We start from the raw sequence: 18918 nt of genomic DNA, 5'->3' as shown, positions 1-18918 counted from the left end.
CTCCGAGGCGAATGGGCGCTTCGGTATCGGTATAGCATGAAAATAAGTAACTTGTACTTTGGTACGTGCTACCGTGCGCCTGACGCACAATTGATCAGCGGGCGTCGAGGAACCAGGCGACCGTCAGGCCGCCAACTGCTGCAGCAGGTAAAGCCGCTGGTACAGGCCGCCCTCGATGCGCATCAGGTCCTCGTGCGGGCCGGCCTCGCTGATGCGGCCGTGGTTCAGCACGATGATGCGGTCGGCCTCGCGGATGGTCGACAGCCGGTGCGCGATGGCGATGATGGTGACGCGTCCGCGCAACTCGTGCAGCGCGGTCTGCACGATCTGCTCGGTCTGGCTGTCGATGCGCGAGGTGGCCTCGTCCAGCAGCAGGATGCGCGGCTTGCCGGCCAGCGCGCGGGCGATGGCGATCAGCTGCTTCTGGCCGCTGGACAGGCGCGAGCCGCCTTCGCCCAGCGGCGTGGCGTAGCCGTGCTCGAGCGCGGCGATGAAGTCGTGCGCGTGGGCGGCGCGCGCGGCCGCCTCGATGTCGGCGTCGGACAGGCCGCGGCCCATGTCGATGTTCTCGCGCGCCGAGGCCGCCAGCAGGAAGGGGTCTTGCGGCACCAGGCCCACGTCGTTGCGGAAGCGCTCGTTCGGGATGCCCTCCAGGCGCGCGCCGTGGATGGCGATGCCGCCCACGGCCACCGGGTAGTAGCGCAGCAGCAGCGACAGCAGGGTGGACTTGCCGCTGCCGGTGTGGCCGACGATGCCGAAGAAGGCGCCCCGCGGGATGTCCAGCGACAGGTCGTGCAGCACGGTCTGGCCGCCGGCGTAGGCGAAGTTCACGCCGCGGATGGAGACGGCCGGCACGCCGGGCGCCTCGGGCGCCTCGCCGGCGGACGCCAGCGCCTGGTCGGCCGCGTGCTCCACCGCCACCGGCTCGTCCAGCAGCGCGGCCACGCGGGCGGTGGCCACCACCGATTGCTGCAGCTGGCTGAACTGCATGGTGATCTGGATCAGCGGCTCGATCACGCGCGCGATGTAGCTGATGAAGGCGTACAGCACGCCGACCTCGGCCGCGCTCATCGTCCGCTGCCCGAACATGTAGATGACGGAGGCCAGCAGCACCACGTTCAAGAGGTCCAGCGCCGGGCGCAGCAGCCAGGCGTTGGCGCGCATCTCGGCCACGCGCATGGTGTAGTGCTCGGTGTTGGTCTTGCCGAAGCGGTCGGCGAAGCGCTGTTCCGCGTTGTTCGCCTGCAGCACCTGCATGCCGCTGATGGACTCGGCCATCTGGCCGTTGATCTCGCTGCGCAGCTGGCGCGCGCGCGTCACGGCCGGCGCGCTCAGGCGCTGGTACAGCCACACGATGCCCAGCACCGCCGGCAGCAGCGCCAGCACGATCAGCATCATGCGCCAGTCCAGCCAAGCCATGGCGATCACGGTGCCGACCAGCACGATGGTGCTGTCGAGCATCACGAACAGCACTTGCACGTACAGCGATTTCACGGCCTCGGTGTCGTTGGTCACGCGCGACACCAGCTGGCCGGTGATGGCGCGGTCAAAGAAGGCCATGGGCAGGCGCAGCACGTGGCCGTAGACCTGCTCGCGCAGGCGCTGCACCGAGCGCATCGCCAGGCCGGACAGGCGCACCAGCTGCCAGTAGCGCAGCGCGCTGGCGATCCAGCCGGTCAGCAGCACGCCGCCCAGCAGCATCCACATGCGCGGCCAGTCCAGGTGGCGCGGCAGCAGGTGCTCGTCGATCAGCGCCTTGCCGGCGATCGGCCCCAGCACCTCCAGGCCGGCCGCCAGGACCAGCCACAGCAGCGCCCAGTACAGGTGGCGCAGGTCCGGCTCTGCGGCCCGGCGCAGCAGGCCGAACGCCTGCGCGGTCTGCTTGCCCACCGTGTCTGCGGGCGGTTTAGAGAGCGTCAAGGCTGGCCTCCAGTTGTTGATAGCGCCACTGGCTGGCGTACCAGCCGTCCCGCGCGAGCAGGCTCTCGTGGGTGCCGGTCTCGCTGACGCGGCCGTCGCGCAGCACCACGATCAGGTCGGCGTTGACCACCGCGCTCAGGCGGTGGCTGGCGATGATGGCGCTGCGCTCGGCGCCGGTCCGTTTGCCTTCCTGGCGCAGCTCCTCCAGGTGTTCCAGGATGCGCGTCTCGGTGCCGGTGTCGACCGCCGACAGGGCGTCGTCCAGCAACAGCAGCGCGTTGTTGGCCAGCAGCGCGCGGGCGATGGCCACGCGCTGGCGCTGGCCGCCGGACAGCGTGATGCCCTTTTCGCCCACCTCGGTCTCGTAGCCGTGGGGGAACAGCAGGATGTCGTCGTGGATGGCGGCCAGGTCGGCCGCGCGCTCGATCTCCGCGCGGGTGGCGCCCGGCTTGGCCAGGGCGATGTTGTCCGCGATCGAGGCCGAGAACAGGAACGACTCCTGCGGCACCCAGCTGATGGCCGCGCGCAGCGTGCCCAGCGTGTATTCGTCGATGGCGTGGCCGCTCCAGCTCACCTTGCCATGCTGCGGCGTGAGCTGGCGCAGCAGCACGCGCAGCAGGGTGGACTTGCCGGAGCCGGTGGGGCCGACCAGGCCCAGCGTCTGGCCCGGCAGCAGGCGCACGCTGATGTCGCGCAGCGCCGGCTCGGTCTGGCCGGGGTAGGCGTAGCCGATGTTGTCGAACGCCAGTTCGCCGGGAGGCAGCCCGGTCCGCTTGCCGTGGTCGTCGATGGCCAGCGGCGCGTCCAGCATCGGTTGCAGGCGGGCGTAGGCGGCGCGGCCGCGTTCGATCAGCGACAGCACCCAGCCGGCCGCGAACATGGGCCAGATCAACTGGCCGAGGTACATGCTGAAGCTGGTGAGCGCGCCGATGGTGAGTTCGCCCTGCCACACCAGGTAGCCGCCCAGGCCGAGGGTCAGGCCGGTGGCGGCGGTCAGGGTCAGGCCGACGGCGGGCTCGTAGGCCGCCTCCCACACCTGCGCCGTGAGACTGGCCTTGGCCGCGTGGCCGGCCAGGTCGCTGAACTGGGCGCCGCTGCGCCGCTCCAGCCCCAGCGCGCGCAGCGTGCGCACGCCGGACAGGGTTTCCTGCACGTGCCCGTTCAGCGCGCTGAAGCGCTGCAGCGAATCGGCCGAGGCGGTGTGGATGTGGCTGGAGATGCGCCAGAACGCCAGCGCCATCAAGGGGAAGGGCAGCAGGGCGATGCTGGCCAGGCGCCAGTCCACGCCCAGCATCATGATGCCGAGCACGGTCACCAGGGTCAGCGCGCCGTCGAAGCCGGCCAGCATGGCCTCGCCGGCCGTCATTTCGATGGCGTCGATATCGTTGGTGGCCAGCGCCATCAGGTCGCCGGTGCTGCGGTTCTGGTAGAAGGCGGGGCCCTGGCGCGACAGGCGCGCGTAGAAGCGCGTGCGCAGGTCCATGCCGAGCCGGTAGGCGACCGAATACAGGGCCATGCGCCAGCGGGCGCGCAGCAGGTAGTTGACCACGCCGACCGCCAGCAGCAGGCCGATCTGGGTCATCAGTCCGGCGGCGTCGAGCGTGTGGGCGGCCAGTCCGTCGATCATGGCGCCGATCTGGCGCGGTATCCAGATGCTGATCAGGGCCACACCGGTAAGCATGGCCGCGGCGGCGGAATACGCGGGCCAGTGCTGGCGCACGAAGCCCGCGAGTAGCCTCGATAAACTCATGAAATATCCTCGCAGCGTCAAGCCCGCTAGGATACCTCAGGCACGCGGCGCGTGCAGGGGGAGGGAAGGGGAACCAACGGCGGATTCGCCGTTGGTCTTGGAGTTACCGCGAGATGACTTTGGGATTATTTCTTAGGCGAAACCGACTTCAGCACCACAGGCTTGGCTTCCGGGATTTCGGCGGCGACCGGCTTATTGGCGGCTGGTTTGCCGCCCAGTTCGGCGACGGCTTCCACCACCGGCTTGGCTGGCGTCGCAGGCTTGGCCTTGGCTTCGGCTTTGGCTGCGGCTTTCGGCGATGCCGCCGGGGCTTCAACCACTTCCTCTTCCTGCGCTTCCGGGGCGGCTTCCACCACCAGCGGCGCGGCGGCGGCGGCCGGAGCGGGCGCCGGCTCGGGCGCGGCGGGTGCCGGGACCGGGGCGGCGGCCGGCTTGACGGCGGCGGCGACCGGCGCGGCCACCTGGTTGACCAGGGCCAGCGGCTTGGCGGCCACGGCGGCGGTCGCGGCGGTGGCGTCCTTGATCTGTTCCTTCACCAGCTCCAGCAGTTCGGCCTGGGTGCGGGTGGTGATGCTGTACAGCTCGCGGCTGTAGGCCAGCAGATTGTCGAAGTTGGGCGTCTGCGCGGTGTTCAGCGTGAAGAATTCGCGCGGATCCTTGGCTTCCAGCAAGTGCTTGGTGGCGGCCGAGGTTTTTTCGACCGATGCCTTGGTGGCGCTGAAGTTCAGTGCGATCACTTGCTGCACGCCTTGAAACGCGGTGCTCGCGTAGTGGTTGGCGATGTCAAGCTGAGTTTCCAGCTGCGATTTGGCGTTGGCAGTGGCTGCGGAAAACTGTTCGGTGAACGAAAACATGACTTCTCCTGAAAACGGTTTATATTGCGCTGCAATAAAATTCATTCTAGCTTTGTTTTCAAGCCCTGAAAAGTTATTTTTTCCGCTATCCGCCTCGCTTGCATAACACAAGGCGCCGCGGCGGGACTGGCCCGGCGGCGCGCGCCGCGTCAAAAATTAATGCACTGCAACATCGCGATATCGTTTGCGCGCCGCGCCGCCCTCTGCCTACAATCGCTGATCGCATACTCTGGGAGCCGAGATGGATGTCGTGATACGCAACGCCAGCCTGCCCGATGGCCGGCGCGGCATGGACTTGGCCATAGCGGGCGGCCGCATCGCCGAGGTAGGCCCGTCGCTGGCCGTGCAGGGCGCGCGGGAGATCGACGCGGGCGGCGACCTGGTCTCGCCGCCCTTCGTGGACGCCCATTTCCACATGGACGCCACCCTCAGCTACGGCCTGCCGCGCGTGAACCAGTCCGGCACCTTGCTTGAAGGCATCGCGCTGTGGGGCGAGCTGAAGCCGGACCTGACCCAGGAGGCGCTGGTTGAGCGGGCGTTGCAATACTGCGACTGGGCCGTCGCGCGTGGCCTGTTGGCGATCCGCACCCACGTGGACGTGTGCGACGACCGCCTGCTGGCGGTGGAGGCGCTGCTGGACGTCAAGCGCCGCGTCGCCCCCTACCTGGACATGCAGCTGGTGGCCTTCCCCCAGGACGGCGTGCTGCGCAGCCCGACCGCGCTGGCCAACCTGAAGCGGGCCGTCGCCATGGGCGTGGACGTGGTGGGCGGCATCCCCCATTTCGAGCGCACCATGGCCGACGGCGCCGAGTCCGTGCGCATCCTGTGCGAATTCGCCGCCGAGCGGGGCCTGCGCGTGGACATGCACTGCGACGAGTCGGACGACCCCATGTCGCGCCACGTGGAAACGCTGGCCTACCACAGCAACCGCCTGGGCCTGCATGGCCGCGTGGCCGGCTCGCACCTGACCTCCATGCATTCCATGGACAACTATTACGTGAGCAAGCTGCTGCCGCTGATGCGCGAGGCGGGCGTGGCGGCCATCGCCAATCCGCTGATCAACATCACCTTGCAGGGCCGCCACGACACCTATCCGAAGCGGCGCGGCATGACGCGCGTGCCGGAACTGCTGGCCGCCGGCATCGACGTCGCCTTCGGCCACGACTGCGTGATGGACCCGTGGTACAGCCTGGGCTCGGGCGACATGCTGGAGGTGGCGCACATGGGCCTGCACGTGGCGCAGATGACGGGACAGGACGCGATGCGCGCCTGCTTCGCCGCCGTCACCGAGACGCCGGCCCGCATCCTGGGGCTGGAGGGCTACGGCCTGCACCCGGGCTGCCACGCCGACCTGGTGCTGCTGGACGCGTCCAGCCCGGTGGAGGCGATACGGCTGCGCGCCGCGCGCCGGCTGGTGATGCGGCGCGGCGAGGTGGTGGCCGAATCGCCGCGCGCCACGGCCCGGCTGGCGCTGCCCGGCCGTCCCTCCCACATCGACTTCCGCCTATGATCATCCTGACCACCGAGCGCATCGTCCTGCGCACCCTGCACGCGGGCGACGCGGCCTTTTATCTCGAGCTGGTCAACGAACCGGCCTTCGTCCGCAACATCGGCGACAAGGGCGTGCGCACGCTGGAGCAGGCCCGCGCCGCCATCCTCGACGGCCCGGTGGAGATGCAGATGCGGCTGGGTCATTCCTTGTACCTGATGGAGCGCCGCGGCGACGGCGTCCCGCTGGGCTTCTGCGGCCTGATCAAGCGCGACGCCCTGCCGGACGTGGACATCGGCTACGCCCTGGCGCCCGCGCACTGGGGCCGGGGCTACGCCTACGAGGCCGGCGCCGCCGTGGTGGAGTACGCGCGCGGCCATCTAAAACTGCCGCGCCTGCTGGCCATCACCTCGCCGCACAACACGGCCTCCAATCAACTGCTGGAAAAACTGGGCCTGCGCTTCGTCCAGCTGACCCGGCTGGGGGGCGGCGACGAGGACGTCCGGCTCTACCGGCTGGAATTCGCGCCACCCGTGGCGCCCGCCGACTCGTAATCCGGCTCCCGTCTTGGCTTTTGCCGGGTGGAAGCGCATGATGTAAGACGAAGTTGCAATCAGCAAGTCGATGTCTCGCCGGCAAAGGGGAACATTATGAAACTGGCAAACCTCAAGATAGGCGTGCGGTTGGCGCTGCTCAGCGGCTTCTTTTTCTTCGCGCTGCTGGTGGTCGGCGTCGAGGGCTGGCGCGCGCTCAACTTCATCAAGGACCGCAACGCCGAGGGCATGCAGCGCTCCGTCACGCTGACGCAGGCGGTGGACACGGCCCGCGGCGCGCAGGTGGAGTTCAAGATCCAGGTGCAGGAGTGGAAGAACATCCTGCTGCGCGGGAGCGATCCCGCCAGTTTCGACAAGTACTCGCAAGCCTTCGTCAAGACGGGCAAACAGGTCAACGGGGAACTGCTGAAGCTGCAGGCCCTGCTGGACAGGCTGAACCTGAAGACGCCGCTGGTGGCCGAGGCGATCCGCATGCACGAGGAACTGGGCGCGAACTACCTGCGGGCGCTCAAGCAGTACGACCCCGCCCATCCCGACGGCCACAAGGTGGTGGACGGCCTGGTCAAGGGCATGGACCGCGCGCCGACCAAGAAGATCGATGACATCGTGCTGTTCATCGGCGAGCAGTCGCGCCGGCTGGCGGCGGAAATGGCGGCCGACAACGAGGCCGCGCACCGTAACGCCACCATTTCCCTGCTGGTGATGATGGCGGCCACGCTGCTGCTGGGCTCGGTCCTGGTGGTGTGGATGATCCGCGGCATCACGCGGCCGCTGAACCAGGCGATCGGCATCGCGCAGACGGTCGCGGCCGGCGACCTGCGCTGCGACGTGGAAACCTCGCGCCAGGACGAGGTGGGCGAACTGCTGCGCGCGCTCAAGCGCATGAGCGACAACCTGGCCGATATCGTCGGCCGGGTGCGGGCGGGCACGGACACCATCGCCACCGCCAGCCGCGAGATCGCCACCGGCAACCAGGACCTGTCCAACCGCACCGAGGAGCAGGCCAGTTCGCTGGAGGAGACGGCGTCTTCGATGGTTGAGCTGACCAGCACGGTTCGCCAGAACAACGACAACGCCAGCCAGGCGCGGGAGCTGGCCCACAGCGCGTCGGCGGTGGCGGTGAAGGGCGGCGCCACCGTGGCGGACGTGGTGCGGACCATGGAGCAGATCAACGAGTCCTCGCGCAGGATCGTCGACATCATCGGCGTCATCGACGGCATCGCCTTCCAGACCAACATCCTGGCGCTGAACGCGGCGGTGGAGGCGGCCCGGGCGGGCGAGCAGGGGCGGGGCTTCGCGGTGGTGGCGTCCGAGGTGCGCAACCTGGCGCAGCGCTCGGCGGCGGCCGCGAAGGAGATCAAGGAGCTGATCGGCACGTCGGTCGAGCGGGTGGCGGCGGGCAGCAGCCTGGTCGGGAAGGCGGGGGTGACGATGTCCGAGGTGGTGGCCAGCGTGGAGCGGGTCAACGCCATCATCGGCGAGATCGCGCTGGCCAGCACCGAGCAGCAGGACGGCATCGAGCAGATCGGCACGGCCATCAGCCACATGGACGGCGTGACGCAGCAGAACGCCGCGCTGGTGGAGCAGGCCGCCGCCGCGGCCGAGTCGCTGCAGCGGCAGGCGCAAAACCTGACGGAGGCGGTCAGCTTCTTCAAGCTGCACGACCGGGACGGCGCGGCCGGCGTTCCCCAAGCGCCATCCGCCTCCCGCGCCTTGCGGGCGCCGCCGCGCAACCAGACCGTCCAGACCTAGGGCGAGGGCGGGAAGAACCAGGTCAGCGGCAGGTGGGCGCGGGCGGCCCAGGACTTTTCGTTGTGGATGCCGCCCACGTCCTCGTGGTAGTACAGATTGTCCGCCGCGCCGGTGCCGACCCTGTAGCCGGCCTTGACCATCGCGTCGCGCATCAGCCGGGTTTGCTCGACGCCGTCGTTGGCGGTGCCGGCGTCGATGTAGAACTTCACCGGCGCCATCGGCGGCTTGCCGGTCATGGCGCCCTCGTTCCACCAGAACGAGCTGGACACGCCGCCGGCCTTGGAAAACACGTCTGGCCGGTGCTGGGCGATATGCACCGAGGCGATGCCGCCCAGCGACGATCCCATGATGGCGGTGTGCTCCTTGCCCGGCAGCGTGCGCAGCGCGCCGTCCACATAGGGCTTCACGGTGTCCACGATGAAGCTCTCGTATTGCTCGATCTTGCCGCCGCCGTGCTTCGGATCGCAGCAGGGCGTGTATTCGTCCAGGCGGTCCTTGGTGTTGTCGATGCCGACCACGATGGCCTCGGCCATCCCGCCCTCGGCGATCAGCCGGTCCATGGTTTCGTCGATTTCCCATTCCGCGCTGTAGGCGGTCTTGGGATCGAACAGGTTCTGGCCGTCGTGCATGTACAGCACGGGATAGCGGCGCTCGGGCCGCGTGGCGTAGCTGGGCGGCAGGTAGATGCGCAGCGAGCGGCTGTTGCCCAGTTGCGGCGAGATGACGTTGTCGACGATTTTCACCTCGCCGCGCGTGCGGTCCAGCTCCAGGATCACGGCCGAGCGGGCCGGCAGCGTGAGCTCGTCCCTCAGCGCGTGGCGCTGGCCGGTGACGACGTCCGTGCCGCCGGCCACGCCGGCCAGCATCTCGTGGAAGCGCGCGGTCTTCAGCGTGGCCGGCTTGTCGTTCTTGTTGAAGGCCACCATCACCTTCTTGTCGCCGTCGTGGCGGAAATAGACGTAGGTGTTGTCCCGCGGCCCGTAGTGCGTCAACTTGCCGTGGTGGATGACGGGCTGTGATTTGCGCCAGTTCAGCAGCTTCTTCAGGTAGGCCCGCGCCGCCTTCTGCTGTTCGGTCAGCCCGGCGCCGGTGAAGGCGTTGACTTGGTCGCCGTCCCAGCCGCCGGGGAAGTCCTGGCGGTAGGACGGATCGTCGCGGCCCTTGGTGGTGCTGGTCATCTGGATTTCTGTGCCGTAGTACAGCTGCGGGATGCGCGGCACCGTCAGCACATAGGCCATGGCCATGCGGAACAGCGCGTCGTCGCCGTCGAGCACGCTGAAGGTGCGCGGCAGGTCGTGGTTGCCTTCGAACAGCACCAGGTTGGCCGCGTCCGGATACAGGTGGTCCTGCGACAGCGTCTCGTACAGGTTGCCCAGGTTGAGGTCCGGGCCGGGCAGGGCCTTGCGCAGCGTGTCGTTGAGCGGGAAGTCCATCATGCTGGGCATGTGCGAGACGTAGCCGTCGGGATTGCGCTTGCCCTCGAGCCAGCGCGCGACCACGGGAATCTGGTTGCTCCATTCCTCGCCCACCAGGTTGAGGCGCGGGTATTCCTCCATCACGCGGCGCGACCATTCGCTCAGGAAGGCGTTGTCCGAGTAGCCGTAGGTGTCCACGCGCAGCCCCGCCAGCCCGGCGTACTCTATCCACCAGATGGTGTTCTGGATCAGGTAGGTGGCCACGCGGGGATTGGCCTGGTTCATGTCCGGCATATTGGGCGAGAACCAGCCCTGGGTGAAGTTGTCCTTGTCGTCCCGCGCCGCGTAGGGATCTTGCACCGCCACGCGGTGGTGCTCGGTGGGCACGTATTTGCCGCCGTTGGTCACCCAGTCCGGCATCGGCAAGTCCCTCATCCACCAGTGGTTCAGGCCGATATGGTTGAGCACCACGTCCTGGATCACGCCGATGCCCCTGGCCTTGGCCTTGGCGGCGAAGTCGCGGTAGTCCTCGTTGCTGCCGTAGCGCTCGTCGATCTTGTAGTAGTCGGTGGCGGAATAGCCGTGGTAGGAGTAGGCCGGCATGTCGTTCTCGACCAGCGGCGTCGGCCAGATCATGGTGTAGCCGAGGTCGGCGATGTAATCCAGGGCCCTGGTCATGCCTTGCAGGTCGCCGCCGTGGCGGCCACTGCCGTTTTTGCGGTCCAGCTTGTCCGCCATGCGGGCGACGTTGTCGTTGGCGGTGGAGCCGTTGACGAAACGGTCGGGCATCACCTGGTAGATCGCGTCGGCGCTGGAGAAGCCCTTGCGCTGCGCCGAGCCCGGCGCGCGCGCCTGTAGCTCGTAGCGGTGGCTCACGCTCTTCTTGCCCGGCGCGGAGAAGACGATGTCGAATTTGCCGGGCGCGGCGTTCTCGATGACGAGGTCGATGAACAGGTAGTTGCGGTTGGGCACGCGCGAGACCGATGCCACGCGCACGCCGGGATGGTTCAGGCTGGGTTCCAGGTCGGCGATGCGCTTGCCGTGCACCATCAGTTGCAGCGACTTGTTTTGCATGCCCGTCCACCAGAACGCCGGTTCCATGTGCTCGATGCGGTAGTCCTGGGCCGGCGCCGCGCCCGCGTACAGGCAGGCCGCGGCGACCAAGGCCGGAAGGGCGGTTCGTTTCATCGCTGTCTCCGTTTTTATATGGTAGTTGTACTACATGATACTTCGTAAGCCTTTATTATGAAAAGAAAATAGCATCCACGCAACGGTTTTAGAAAGCTAGTTTGGGTACATGACGCGCCGCGCGCTATGCTGCTAACTTCGCCGGTTCGCGCCGGCCGGTCGGGAGTGGGGATGGGGCGGACGGGGCGCAGGGCGGCATTGCGTTGGATGGCGGACAGGGCGGCGGTCGCGGCCCTGGTGGCGGGCGGTGGCTGGGTCCATGGCGCTGGCGCGGAGGAGGGTGGGCGTGGCGCCGCGGAGGCGGCGGGCGGGCGTTACGTGGTGTTGCCGGCCTTCCCCTCCAAATTGGCCGCGCCGCGCAAGGTCGTGGTCTGGCTGCCCGCCGGCTATGACACGACGGCCGAGCGCCACGCCGTGCTCTATATGCACGACGGGCAAAACCTGTTCGATTCCGCCACCGCGATGGGCGGCAAGCCCTGGGCGGTGGATGCGCGGCTGGCGCCGCTGATCGCGGACGGCCTGGTGCGGCCCACCATCATCGTCGGCATCTGGAGCGGCCGCGAGCGCGCCCGCGAGTTCGCGCCGGCGGCGGCGCTGGAGGCATTGACTCCCGAATCGCGCCTGGCCTTGCTCGGGGAGCCGCCCGGGCGCGGCGTGTCCGCCTCGCGGGCGGCCGTCGGCGACGTGGCGGAGGCGGAGCGGGAGGCCGAGGCCGCCCCCGCGCTGACGGACGCCTACCTGCGCTTCATCGTGGAAGAGCTCAAGCCCGCCATCGACAGTCAGTTCCGCACCCATCGCGACCGCCGCAACACCTTCATCATGGGTTCCTCGCTGGGCGGCGTGGTGTCGCTGTACGCGGTGGCGCGCCACCCCGAGGTGTTCGCCGGGGCGGGCTGCCTGTCCACCCACTGGCCCATCACGGTCAACTTCAACATGTTGTATGACAAGGACGATATGCGCCCCGTGCGTATCGCCTCCGCCTATTTCGACTGGCTGAGCCGCAAGCTGCCGCGCGCCGGCGGCCACAAGCTGTACTTCGACCATGGCGACAGCGGCCTGGACGCCCTCTATCCCCCGTACCAGGCCCAGGTCAACGCGCTGCTGCGCGCCAAGGGCTACCGCGACGGCATCGACTGCATCGTCAAGGCCTACCCGGGCGATGGCCACACGGAGGCCGCGTGGGGCGGCCGGGTGGACATCCCGCTGCGCTTCCTGCTTGCAAAATAAAGTAACAATGTAGTCCTACTACAGCATGGTCCCATGCGGCCTGTAGCTCAAATACAACGTGAGCGCCATGCGTGTGGGGCGTACGAGCTACGAAACACCCTTTAATACGTAGGTTTCCTGAACATTCATTGACACTCGATCTAGTTTTAGTACAAAATTCTTGCATGACGTCTAAAGAACGTTGGCTTTCCTGGATCCCGTGTAGTCGAAGTACGCAGTCGCCAGGCTGTAGTTTGCGGGAATTTTTGTATGATCATGAGGGGACTATTAATGAATAACGTCGCAAGCAAGCGGGGCACGAGCGCTGCTTTCCAACTGAAACCGGTCGCCGCAGGCTGCGCGGTATTCCTGGCCTTGGCTTCCAACGCCTACGCGCAGACCGCCAGCGCCCCCGCCGCCGCACCCGCTGCCGACGCGCCCATTCAGGCGGTGGTCGTCTCCGGTATCCGTAGCGGTATCGAGGCCGCCATCTCGATCAAGAAAAATTCCACCTCCATCGTCGAAGCCATTTCGGCCGAAGACCTGGGCAAACTGCCGGATTCCAGCGTGGCGGAGTCCATCGCCCGCCTGCCCGGCGTGACCGCGCAGCGCAGCGCCAAGAGCGGCAAGGCCGCCGACATCAGCGTGCGCGGTCTGTCGCCCAGCTTCAACGGCACCCTGCTGAACGGCCGCGAGCAAGCGTCCACCGGCAACGCCCGCAGCCCCGAGTTCGACCTGTTCCCGGCCGAACTGATGGGTTCCGTGGTCATCTACAAAACCCCCGACGCGCAGCTGGTCGGTTCCGGCCTGGCGGCGACCATCGACCTGCGCACCGTGCAGCCGCTGGACTTCGGCAAGCGCGTCATGGCCGCCAACTACCGCAAGGCCCGCATCGGCGTGCGCTCCGGCGGCGAAGAGGGCGATGGCGATCGCTACTCCTTCTCGTACATCGACCAGTTCGCCGACCGCACCATCGGTCTGGCGCTGGGCTTCACCAAGCTGAAGGAAACCGGCGTCAACCAGCAGAAATTCAACTCCTGGGGCGGCTGGGCGCCGACGCTGCCGTTCAACGGCCAGCAGGTCGCGCTGCCGGGCGGCTTCACCGCCGACACCGAGTCGAGCACCTACGACCGCGACGGCGCCATGGCCTCGTTGCAGTTCCGTCCCAACAAGAACTTCAAGTCCACCCTGGACTTCTTCTACTCGAGCGGCTCCACCGCGCAGAAGAAGACCGGCCTGGAAGGCGCGATCGGCGGCAACGCCAACGGCGCCTACGATCCGGCCGGCGTGCTGCAGAACGTGACCGTGGTGAACGGCGTGGCCCAGAGCGGCACCTTGACCAACTTCAAGGGCGTGGTGCGCAACCACGTCGAGAGCGCGGACGACGACCTGAAAACCATCGGCTGGAACAACCAGCTGCGCCTGAACGACTGGACCCTGGTCGCCGACCTGACCCACTCGAAGGCCACCAAGCAGGCAACCCGCTACGAAACCACCGCCGGCCAGCCGGGCAACGCCACCAATCTGGACACCATTTCCTGGACCGGCTTCAATGGCAGCAACTTCACCGACGTGGCCTACAAGACCGGCCTGAACTACGGCGACCGCGCCGTGGCCAAGCTGACCGACGTGAACGGCTGGTCGGGCGGCTTCAACTCGCCGCAGGCCGGCTACGTGGCGCTGCCGCACATCGACGACAAGGTGGACAGCATCCGCCTGTCGGCCAAGCGCGACCTGGAGTGGGGCCCGATCGTCGGCACCACCTTCGGCTTCAACCACACCAAGCGTGAAAAATCGCGCACCGGCGCCGAGGGCCGCCTGGTGGTCAAGGGCGGCAACCCGTACGGCGTGGCGGACGTGCCTGGCACCGAGACCTCGGTCGCCGGCACCACCGGCTTGCCGATCGTGTCGTTCAACCCGATCGGCAGCCTGGGCACCATCTACGAGCTGTCGCAGAAGGTCGACGCGGACATCCTGAACAAGGACTGGGCCGTGCGCGAGAAGGTCTCGACCGCCTACATCATGGGCGACCTGGACGGTACGCTGTTCGGCATCCCTTACCGCGGCAACATCGGCACGCAGATCGTGCACACCGACCAGAGCTCCAGCGGCCAGCAGGTCGACCAGGCCAAGTGCACCGGCAACACCGCCGCCACCTGCCCGTCGCGCATCGTCACCGACGGCAAGACCTACACCGACTTCCTGCCGAGCGCCAACGTGTCCTTCGACGTCGGCAACGAGCAGCAGGTCCGCATGGGCCTGGCCAAGGTGCTGTCCCGCGCCAACCTGGACGACCTGCGCGCCAGCCAGAACTTCTCGGTCAGCACCACCGCCGTCAACCCCATCCTGACCGGCAGCGGCGGCAACGCCAAGCTGGACCCGTTCAGCGCCAAGTCCTTCGACATCTCGTACGAGAAGTACTTCGCGAAGAAGGCCTACTTCAGCGTGGCCGGCTTCTACAAGAAACTGGACACCTACATCTTCCGGGCGCCGCGCGTGTTCGACTTCGCGCCGTTCCTGAGCCCCGGTTCGCCGCTGCCGACCTCCGGTCCGCACACCGGCTCGACGGTCGGCCTGTACACCGCGCCGGTCAACGGCGACGGCGGCACCATCAAGGGCTTCGAGCTGTCGGCCAACTTGCCGCTGTCGATGGTATCGAAATACCTGGACGGTTTCGGCGTGATGGCCAACCACTCGAACACCAGCAGCGCGATCACGCTGCCGACCGTCGGCTTCAGCGCCAACGCGGGCAGCGCCATCACCATCCCGCTGCCGGGCCTGTCGCGCCAGGTCAGCAACCTGCGCCTGTACTACGAGAACCATGGCATCCAGGTTGCCGCCGCTGCGCGCAAGCGTTCGAACTTCCTGGGCCAGGTGAGCGACTTCCAGGACAACTCGCAGCTGACCTTCATCAAGGGCGAGACCATCGTCGACCTGCAGGCCTCGTATGAGTTCCAGTCCGGCTTCGCCAAGGGCTTCACCGTGTATGTCCAGGCCAACAACTGGAACAACGCGAAATGGCAGCAGTACGTGACCGATCCTAGCGCCGTCACCGAGACGGTGAAATACGGCCGCACCTACTACTTCGGCGCGAACTACAAGTTCTAAACGCCGTGGCAAAATGCCCCTGCCAGCTTACGCTCGCGGGGGCATTTTTTTTAGCCAAAACCAGAAGCAAGGGCTGGGGTCAGACCCCGAATGGGGGGAGCAGCCCCAGTGGGGCTGCGCCCGATCGCGAAGCGACTGACCTTCCGTTGTTGTTGGTTCTAATGGGACATAGCATGCAAAACCAATTGATCAAGAACGTCGTCATCGTCGGCGGCGGCACCTCGGGCTGGATGACGGCGGCGGCCCTGTCCACCGTGCTGCGCGGCCGCTACGACATCCGTGTCGTGGAATCGGACGAAATCGGCATCGTCGGCGTCGGCGAGGCCACCATCCCCATGATCCAGCGCTTCAACAAGGTGGTCGGCATCGACGAGAACGAGTTCGTCCGCGCCACGCAGGGCACCTTCAAGCTGGGCATCGAATTCGTCAACTGGGGCAAGCTGGGCGAACGCTACATGCACGGCTTCGGCAGGCTGGGACAGGACCTGTGGACCGTCGGCTTCGACCAGTACTGGCACAAGATGAACGCGCTGGGCAAGGCCGCCGGGCTGGAAAACTACTCGATCACCCGCATGGCCTCCAAGGCCAACAAATTCATGCCGCCCAACGCGGAGATGCAGAATTCGCCCCTGGGCGACATCGCCTACGCCTACCACTTCGACGCCAGCCTCTATGCGCGCTATCTGCGCAAACTGTCCGAGGAGCGCGGCGTGACGCGCATCGAAGGCAAGATCACCCACGCCACCCAACGCGAGGGCGACGGCCACGTCGACGCCATCGTGCTGGAAAGCGGCGTACGCATCGAGGGCGACCTGTTCATCGACTGCTCCGGCTTCCGCGGCCTGCTGATCGAACAGACGCTGCAAACCGGCTTCGAGGACTGGAGCCACTGGCTGCCGTGCGACCGCGCCTTCGCCGTGCCGTGCGAATCGGCGCCGGTGCTGACGCCCTACACCCGCGCCACCGCGCACCGCGCCGGCTGGCAGTGGCGCATCCCGCTGCAGCACCGCACCGGCAACGGCCATGTGTTCAGCAGCGCCCACGTGAGCGAGGACGAGGCGGCGGCCACCCTGCTGGCCAACCTGGACGGCAAGCCGTTGGCCGATCCCCGGCTGCTGAAGTTCAAGGCCGGCATGCGCAAGCTGAGCTGGAACCGCAACGTGGTGGCCATCGGCCTGGCGAGCGGCTTCATGGAGCCGCTGGAGTCGACCAGCATCCACCTGGTGCAGGACGCGATCCAGCGCCTGATCGACTTCTTCCCAGACCGGGGATTCAGCCAGACCGACATCGACGAGTACAACCGCCAGAACCGCTTCCACTACGAGCGCATCCGCGACTTCATCATCCTGCACTACAAGCTGAACCAGCGCGACGACTCGCAGTTCTGGAAGGATTGCGCGGCGATGCCGATTCCGGACACGCTGCGCGCCAAAATGGACCTGTACCGCACCCACGGCCGCATCGTCCGCGTCGACAACGAACTGTTCACCGAAGTGGGCTGGCTGCAAGTGCTGGAGGGCCAGAACATGCCCACCGACGGCTACCATCCGCTGGTCGACATCCAGACCGAGGCCGACATCGCCGAGTACATGGACAGCGTGCGCGAGGTGATCGGCAAATGCGTGAACGTGATGCCGGACCACGCCGCCTATATCGCGCGCTTCTGCGCCGCGCCGAAGATGTAACCCGCTTGATCCAGGAGACACGATGAAGACCGCAGTCCGTTTCGCCCCGCTGTTTTTCGCCCCGTTGTTGGCCTCATTCCTTGCGCTGAACTGCGCCGCCGCCGAGCCGGGATTCAAACCCGCCGCGGCGCCCGCGCCCGGCGCGGTCTCGCTGGAGCACGTGGAATGGTCGCGCAACGCCACCATCTACGAAGTGAACCTGCGCCAGTACTCGAAAGAAGGCACCTTCAACGCCTTCGCCAGGGATTTGCCGCGCCTGAAGAAGATGGGCGTGGACATCCTGTGGCTGATGCCGATCCACCCGATCGGCAAGGAAAAGCGCAAGGGCACGCTGGGCAGCTACTACGCCGTGGCCGACTACAAGGGCGTGAACCCGGAGTTCGGCACGCTGGACGACTTCAAGAAGCTGGTCAAGCAGGCGCACGGCCTGGGCATGCGCGTGATCCTGGATTGGGTGCCGAACCACACGGCATGGGACAACCCGTGGGTGACGCGGCACCCCGACTTCTACAAGAAGAACGCCAAGGGCGAGATCTATCCCGTTACCTACAGCGAAGGCGCGACCCAGGAGATATGGGAAGACGTGACGGGACTGGACTACGGCAACAAGGCGCTGTGGGCCGCCATGACCGACGCGCTGTCCTACTGGATCAAGGAAACCGACATCGACGGCTACCGGATGGACGTGGCCAGCGGCCTGCCGATGGCATACTGGCAGCAGGCCATCGCGGAACTGCGCGCCATCAAGCCGGTGTTCATGCTGGCCGAGGGCGACTGGGTGGAGATGCACGACCGCGCCTTCGACATGACCTACAGCTGGGACCTGCCGGACGTGATGCGCAAGATCGCCAAGGGCGAGGGCGACGCGCGCGCGATGCGGGATTGGCTGGCCAAGCCGCCGCGCAGCTATCCGGCCGAGGCCTACCGCATGCGCTTCACCAACAACCACGATTTCAATTCCTGGGTCGGCACGGACAAGGAACTGTATGGCCCCGCTTACAAGGCGATGGCGGTGCTGACCTACACGCTGCCCGGCATGCCGCTGGTGTACAACGGGCAGGAGTCCGGCCTGGACAAACGGCTGGAATTCTTCGAGAAGGACGCCATCCAGTGGAAGAACTACGGGCTGGCGCCGTTCTACACCGGCCTGGCGAAACTGAAGCACGAGAACCCCGCGCTGTGGAACGGCCAGTACGGTGGTTCCATCGACGTGCGGGAAACCGGCAACGACAAGGTGTTCGCCTTCCGCCGCCAGCGCGACAAGAATGTGGTGGATGTGGCGGTGAACCTGTCCGGCGAGACGCAAAAGTACACGCTGGACGGCAAGAGTGCTACATTGCCGGGATGGGGCTGGAGCACGAAGGCCCGGCGCTGAGACCTGAGAAGCTCCACGGGCATGCTCGACCTCGGCGCGTTTGCTGGGCTTTGTCTACCCGCCTTATACTTCATGGGTGGATTCAGCCTTTACACCGGGGAACTAGAACAGTGAATGGCAAGAAAATCTTCACGGTACTGGTGACTTTTGCTAGCGTCGTGCTCCTGGGTGTGGCGGGGACATCGTTGATCGGAGACGAGCAACAGGGTCCACGCAGGCCGGGCAGCAAATTTTCGATTCCGAAAGAGGAGTTGGACGCGGTTTTGGCTTCAGCAGACAACGGCAATTTGCCAGCCATTCGACGGCTCATCTATTACTTTGAACAGTACGAGGGCGATTTCGAAAAAGCCAAATATTGGTCAAAGCGAGCCCGGGCGCACGGCGACGAAAACGAACTCAAGTTATATGCGTTTGAACTCCTAACCCACGCCCAAAATTACGCGAAGGACGCCGAACAAAAGAGCAAGATTCTGGCTGAAGCACTCGTAATCGCCGAGCGTGTAGTTGCCTCCAATAGGACCGCTGAGAACGAACGGTTTGTTCAACAGATAAAAGCTGAGCAGAGCCGAGGAAAGAACTGATGTAGTTCGCAAAAGTACACCCTTGGACGCCAAGAGTGCTA

General features: G+C 66.4%; 12 protein-coding genes. 8 read left to right on the top strand and 4 right to left on the bottom strand.

Features of this window, described 5'->3' with window-relative positions:
• Positions 1–123: 123 nt before the first annotated feature.
• The 3 genes from BM436_RS02640 to BM436_RS02630 form a co-directional block, all read right to left on the bottom strand.
• Positions 124–1920 (bottom strand): ABC transporter ATP-binding protein, encoded by a 1797-nt coding sequence (locus tag BM436_RS02640; RefSeq protein ID WP_229488818.1) that lies wholly within the window; start codon positions 1918–1920, stop codon positions 124–126.
• Positions 1907–3670, bottom strand: a complete 1764-nt coding sequence (locus BM436_RS02635) for an ABC transporter ATP-binding protein (protein ID WP_093553203.1) — start codon at positions 3668–3670, stop codon at positions 1907–1909. Before BM436_RS02635 ends, BM436_RS02640 begins: the two co-directional genes overlap by 14 nt.
• A gap of 125 nt (positions 3671–3795) precedes the next feature.
• Positions 3796–4524: a phasin family protein gene (locus tag BM436_RS02630; protein WP_093553201.1), complete on the bottom strand. Its 729-nt coding sequence runs from the start codon at positions 4522–4524 to the stop codon at positions 3796–3798.
• 241 nt (positions 4525–4765) lie between these two features.
• Between BM436_RS02630 and BM436_RS02625 the strand changes: the two genes are divergently transcribed.
• The 3 genes from BM436_RS02625 (at position 4766) to BM436_RS02615 (ending at position 8319) form a co-directional block, all read left to right on the top strand.
• Positions 4766–6034 (top strand): amidohydrolase family protein, encoded by a 1269-nt coding sequence (locus tag BM436_RS02625; protein WP_093553199.1) that lies wholly within the window; start codon positions 4766–4768, stop codon positions 6032–6034.
• Positions 6031–6567, top strand: a complete 537-nt coding sequence (locus tag BM436_RS02620; RefSeq protein WP_093553197.1) for a GNAT family N-acetyltransferase — start codon at positions 6031–6033, stop codon at positions 6565–6567. The genes BM436_RS02625 and BM436_RS02620 overlap by 4 nt, the downstream gene beginning before the upstream one ends.
• Before the next feature lie 96 nt (positions 6568–6663).
• The gene (locus tag BM436_RS02615; RefSeq protein ID WP_093553195.1) at positions 6664–8319 is read left to right on the top strand and encodes a methyl-accepting chemotaxis protein; all 1656 of its coding nucleotides are present in this window, start codon (positions 6664–6666) and stop codon (positions 8317–8319) included.
• Here BM436_RS02615 and BM436_RS02610 read toward each other — a convergent pair.
• Entirely contained in the window at positions 8316–10922 is a 2607-nt protein-coding gene (locus BM436_RS02610; RefSeq protein WP_177306899.1) for an alpha-amylase family glycosyl hydrolase, read from the bottom strand. The two genes, BM436_RS02615 and BM436_RS02610, sit on opposite strands and share 4 nt — an antisense overlap.
• 207 nt (positions 10923–11129) lie before the next feature.
• Between BM436_RS02610 and BM436_RS02605 the strand changes: the two genes are divergently transcribed.
• The 5 genes from BM436_RS02605 to BM436_RS02585 all read left to right on the top strand — a co-directional run bounded on the left by BM436_RS02605 (position 11130) and on the right by BM436_RS02585 (position 18877).
• Complete coding sequence (locus BM436_RS02605; protein ID WP_093553193.1) at positions 11130–12149, top strand: alpha/beta hydrolase; 1020 nt, start codon at positions 11130–11132, stop codon at positions 12147–12149.
• A 270-nt stretch (positions 12150–12419) separates the two neighbouring features.
• Positions 12420–15236 carry a TonB-dependent receptor gene (locus BM436_RS02600; protein WP_093553191.1) on the top strand — a complete coding sequence of 939 codons (2817 nt, stop codon included), beginning with the start codon at positions 12420–12422 and terminating at the stop codon, positions 15234–15236.
• Between the two features lie 173 nt (positions 15237–15409).
• A complete protein-coding gene (locus BM436_RS02595; protein ID WP_093553189.1) occupies positions 15410–16921 on the top strand; it encodes a tryptophan halogenase family protein in 1512 nt (503 codons plus the stop codon).
• A 22-nt stretch (positions 16922–16943) separates the two neighbouring features.
• Positions 16944–18296 carry an alpha-amylase family glycosyl hydrolase gene (locus tag BM436_RS02590; protein ID WP_093553187.1) on the top strand — a complete coding sequence of 451 codons (1353 nt, stop codon included), beginning with the start codon at positions 16944–16946 and terminating at the stop codon, positions 18294–18296.
• 110 nt (positions 18297–18406) lie between these two features.
• On the top strand, positions 18407–18877 hold the full coding sequence (locus BM436_RS02585; protein WP_093553185.1) for a hypothetical protein: 471 nt from the start codon (positions 18407–18409) through the stop codon (positions 18875–18877).
• Positions 18878–18918: the final 41 nt, after the last annotated feature.

It is taken from the genome of Pseudoduganella namucuonensis (assembly GCF_900116645.1).
GTDB classification, from domain to species: domain Bacteria; phylum Pseudomonadota; class Gammaproteobacteria; order Burkholderiales; family Burkholderiaceae_D; genus Rugamonas; species Rugamonas namucuonensis.
Note: the sequence above shows the minus strand (reverse complement) of the source record. Positions and strands in the feature narration are given on the sequence as shown.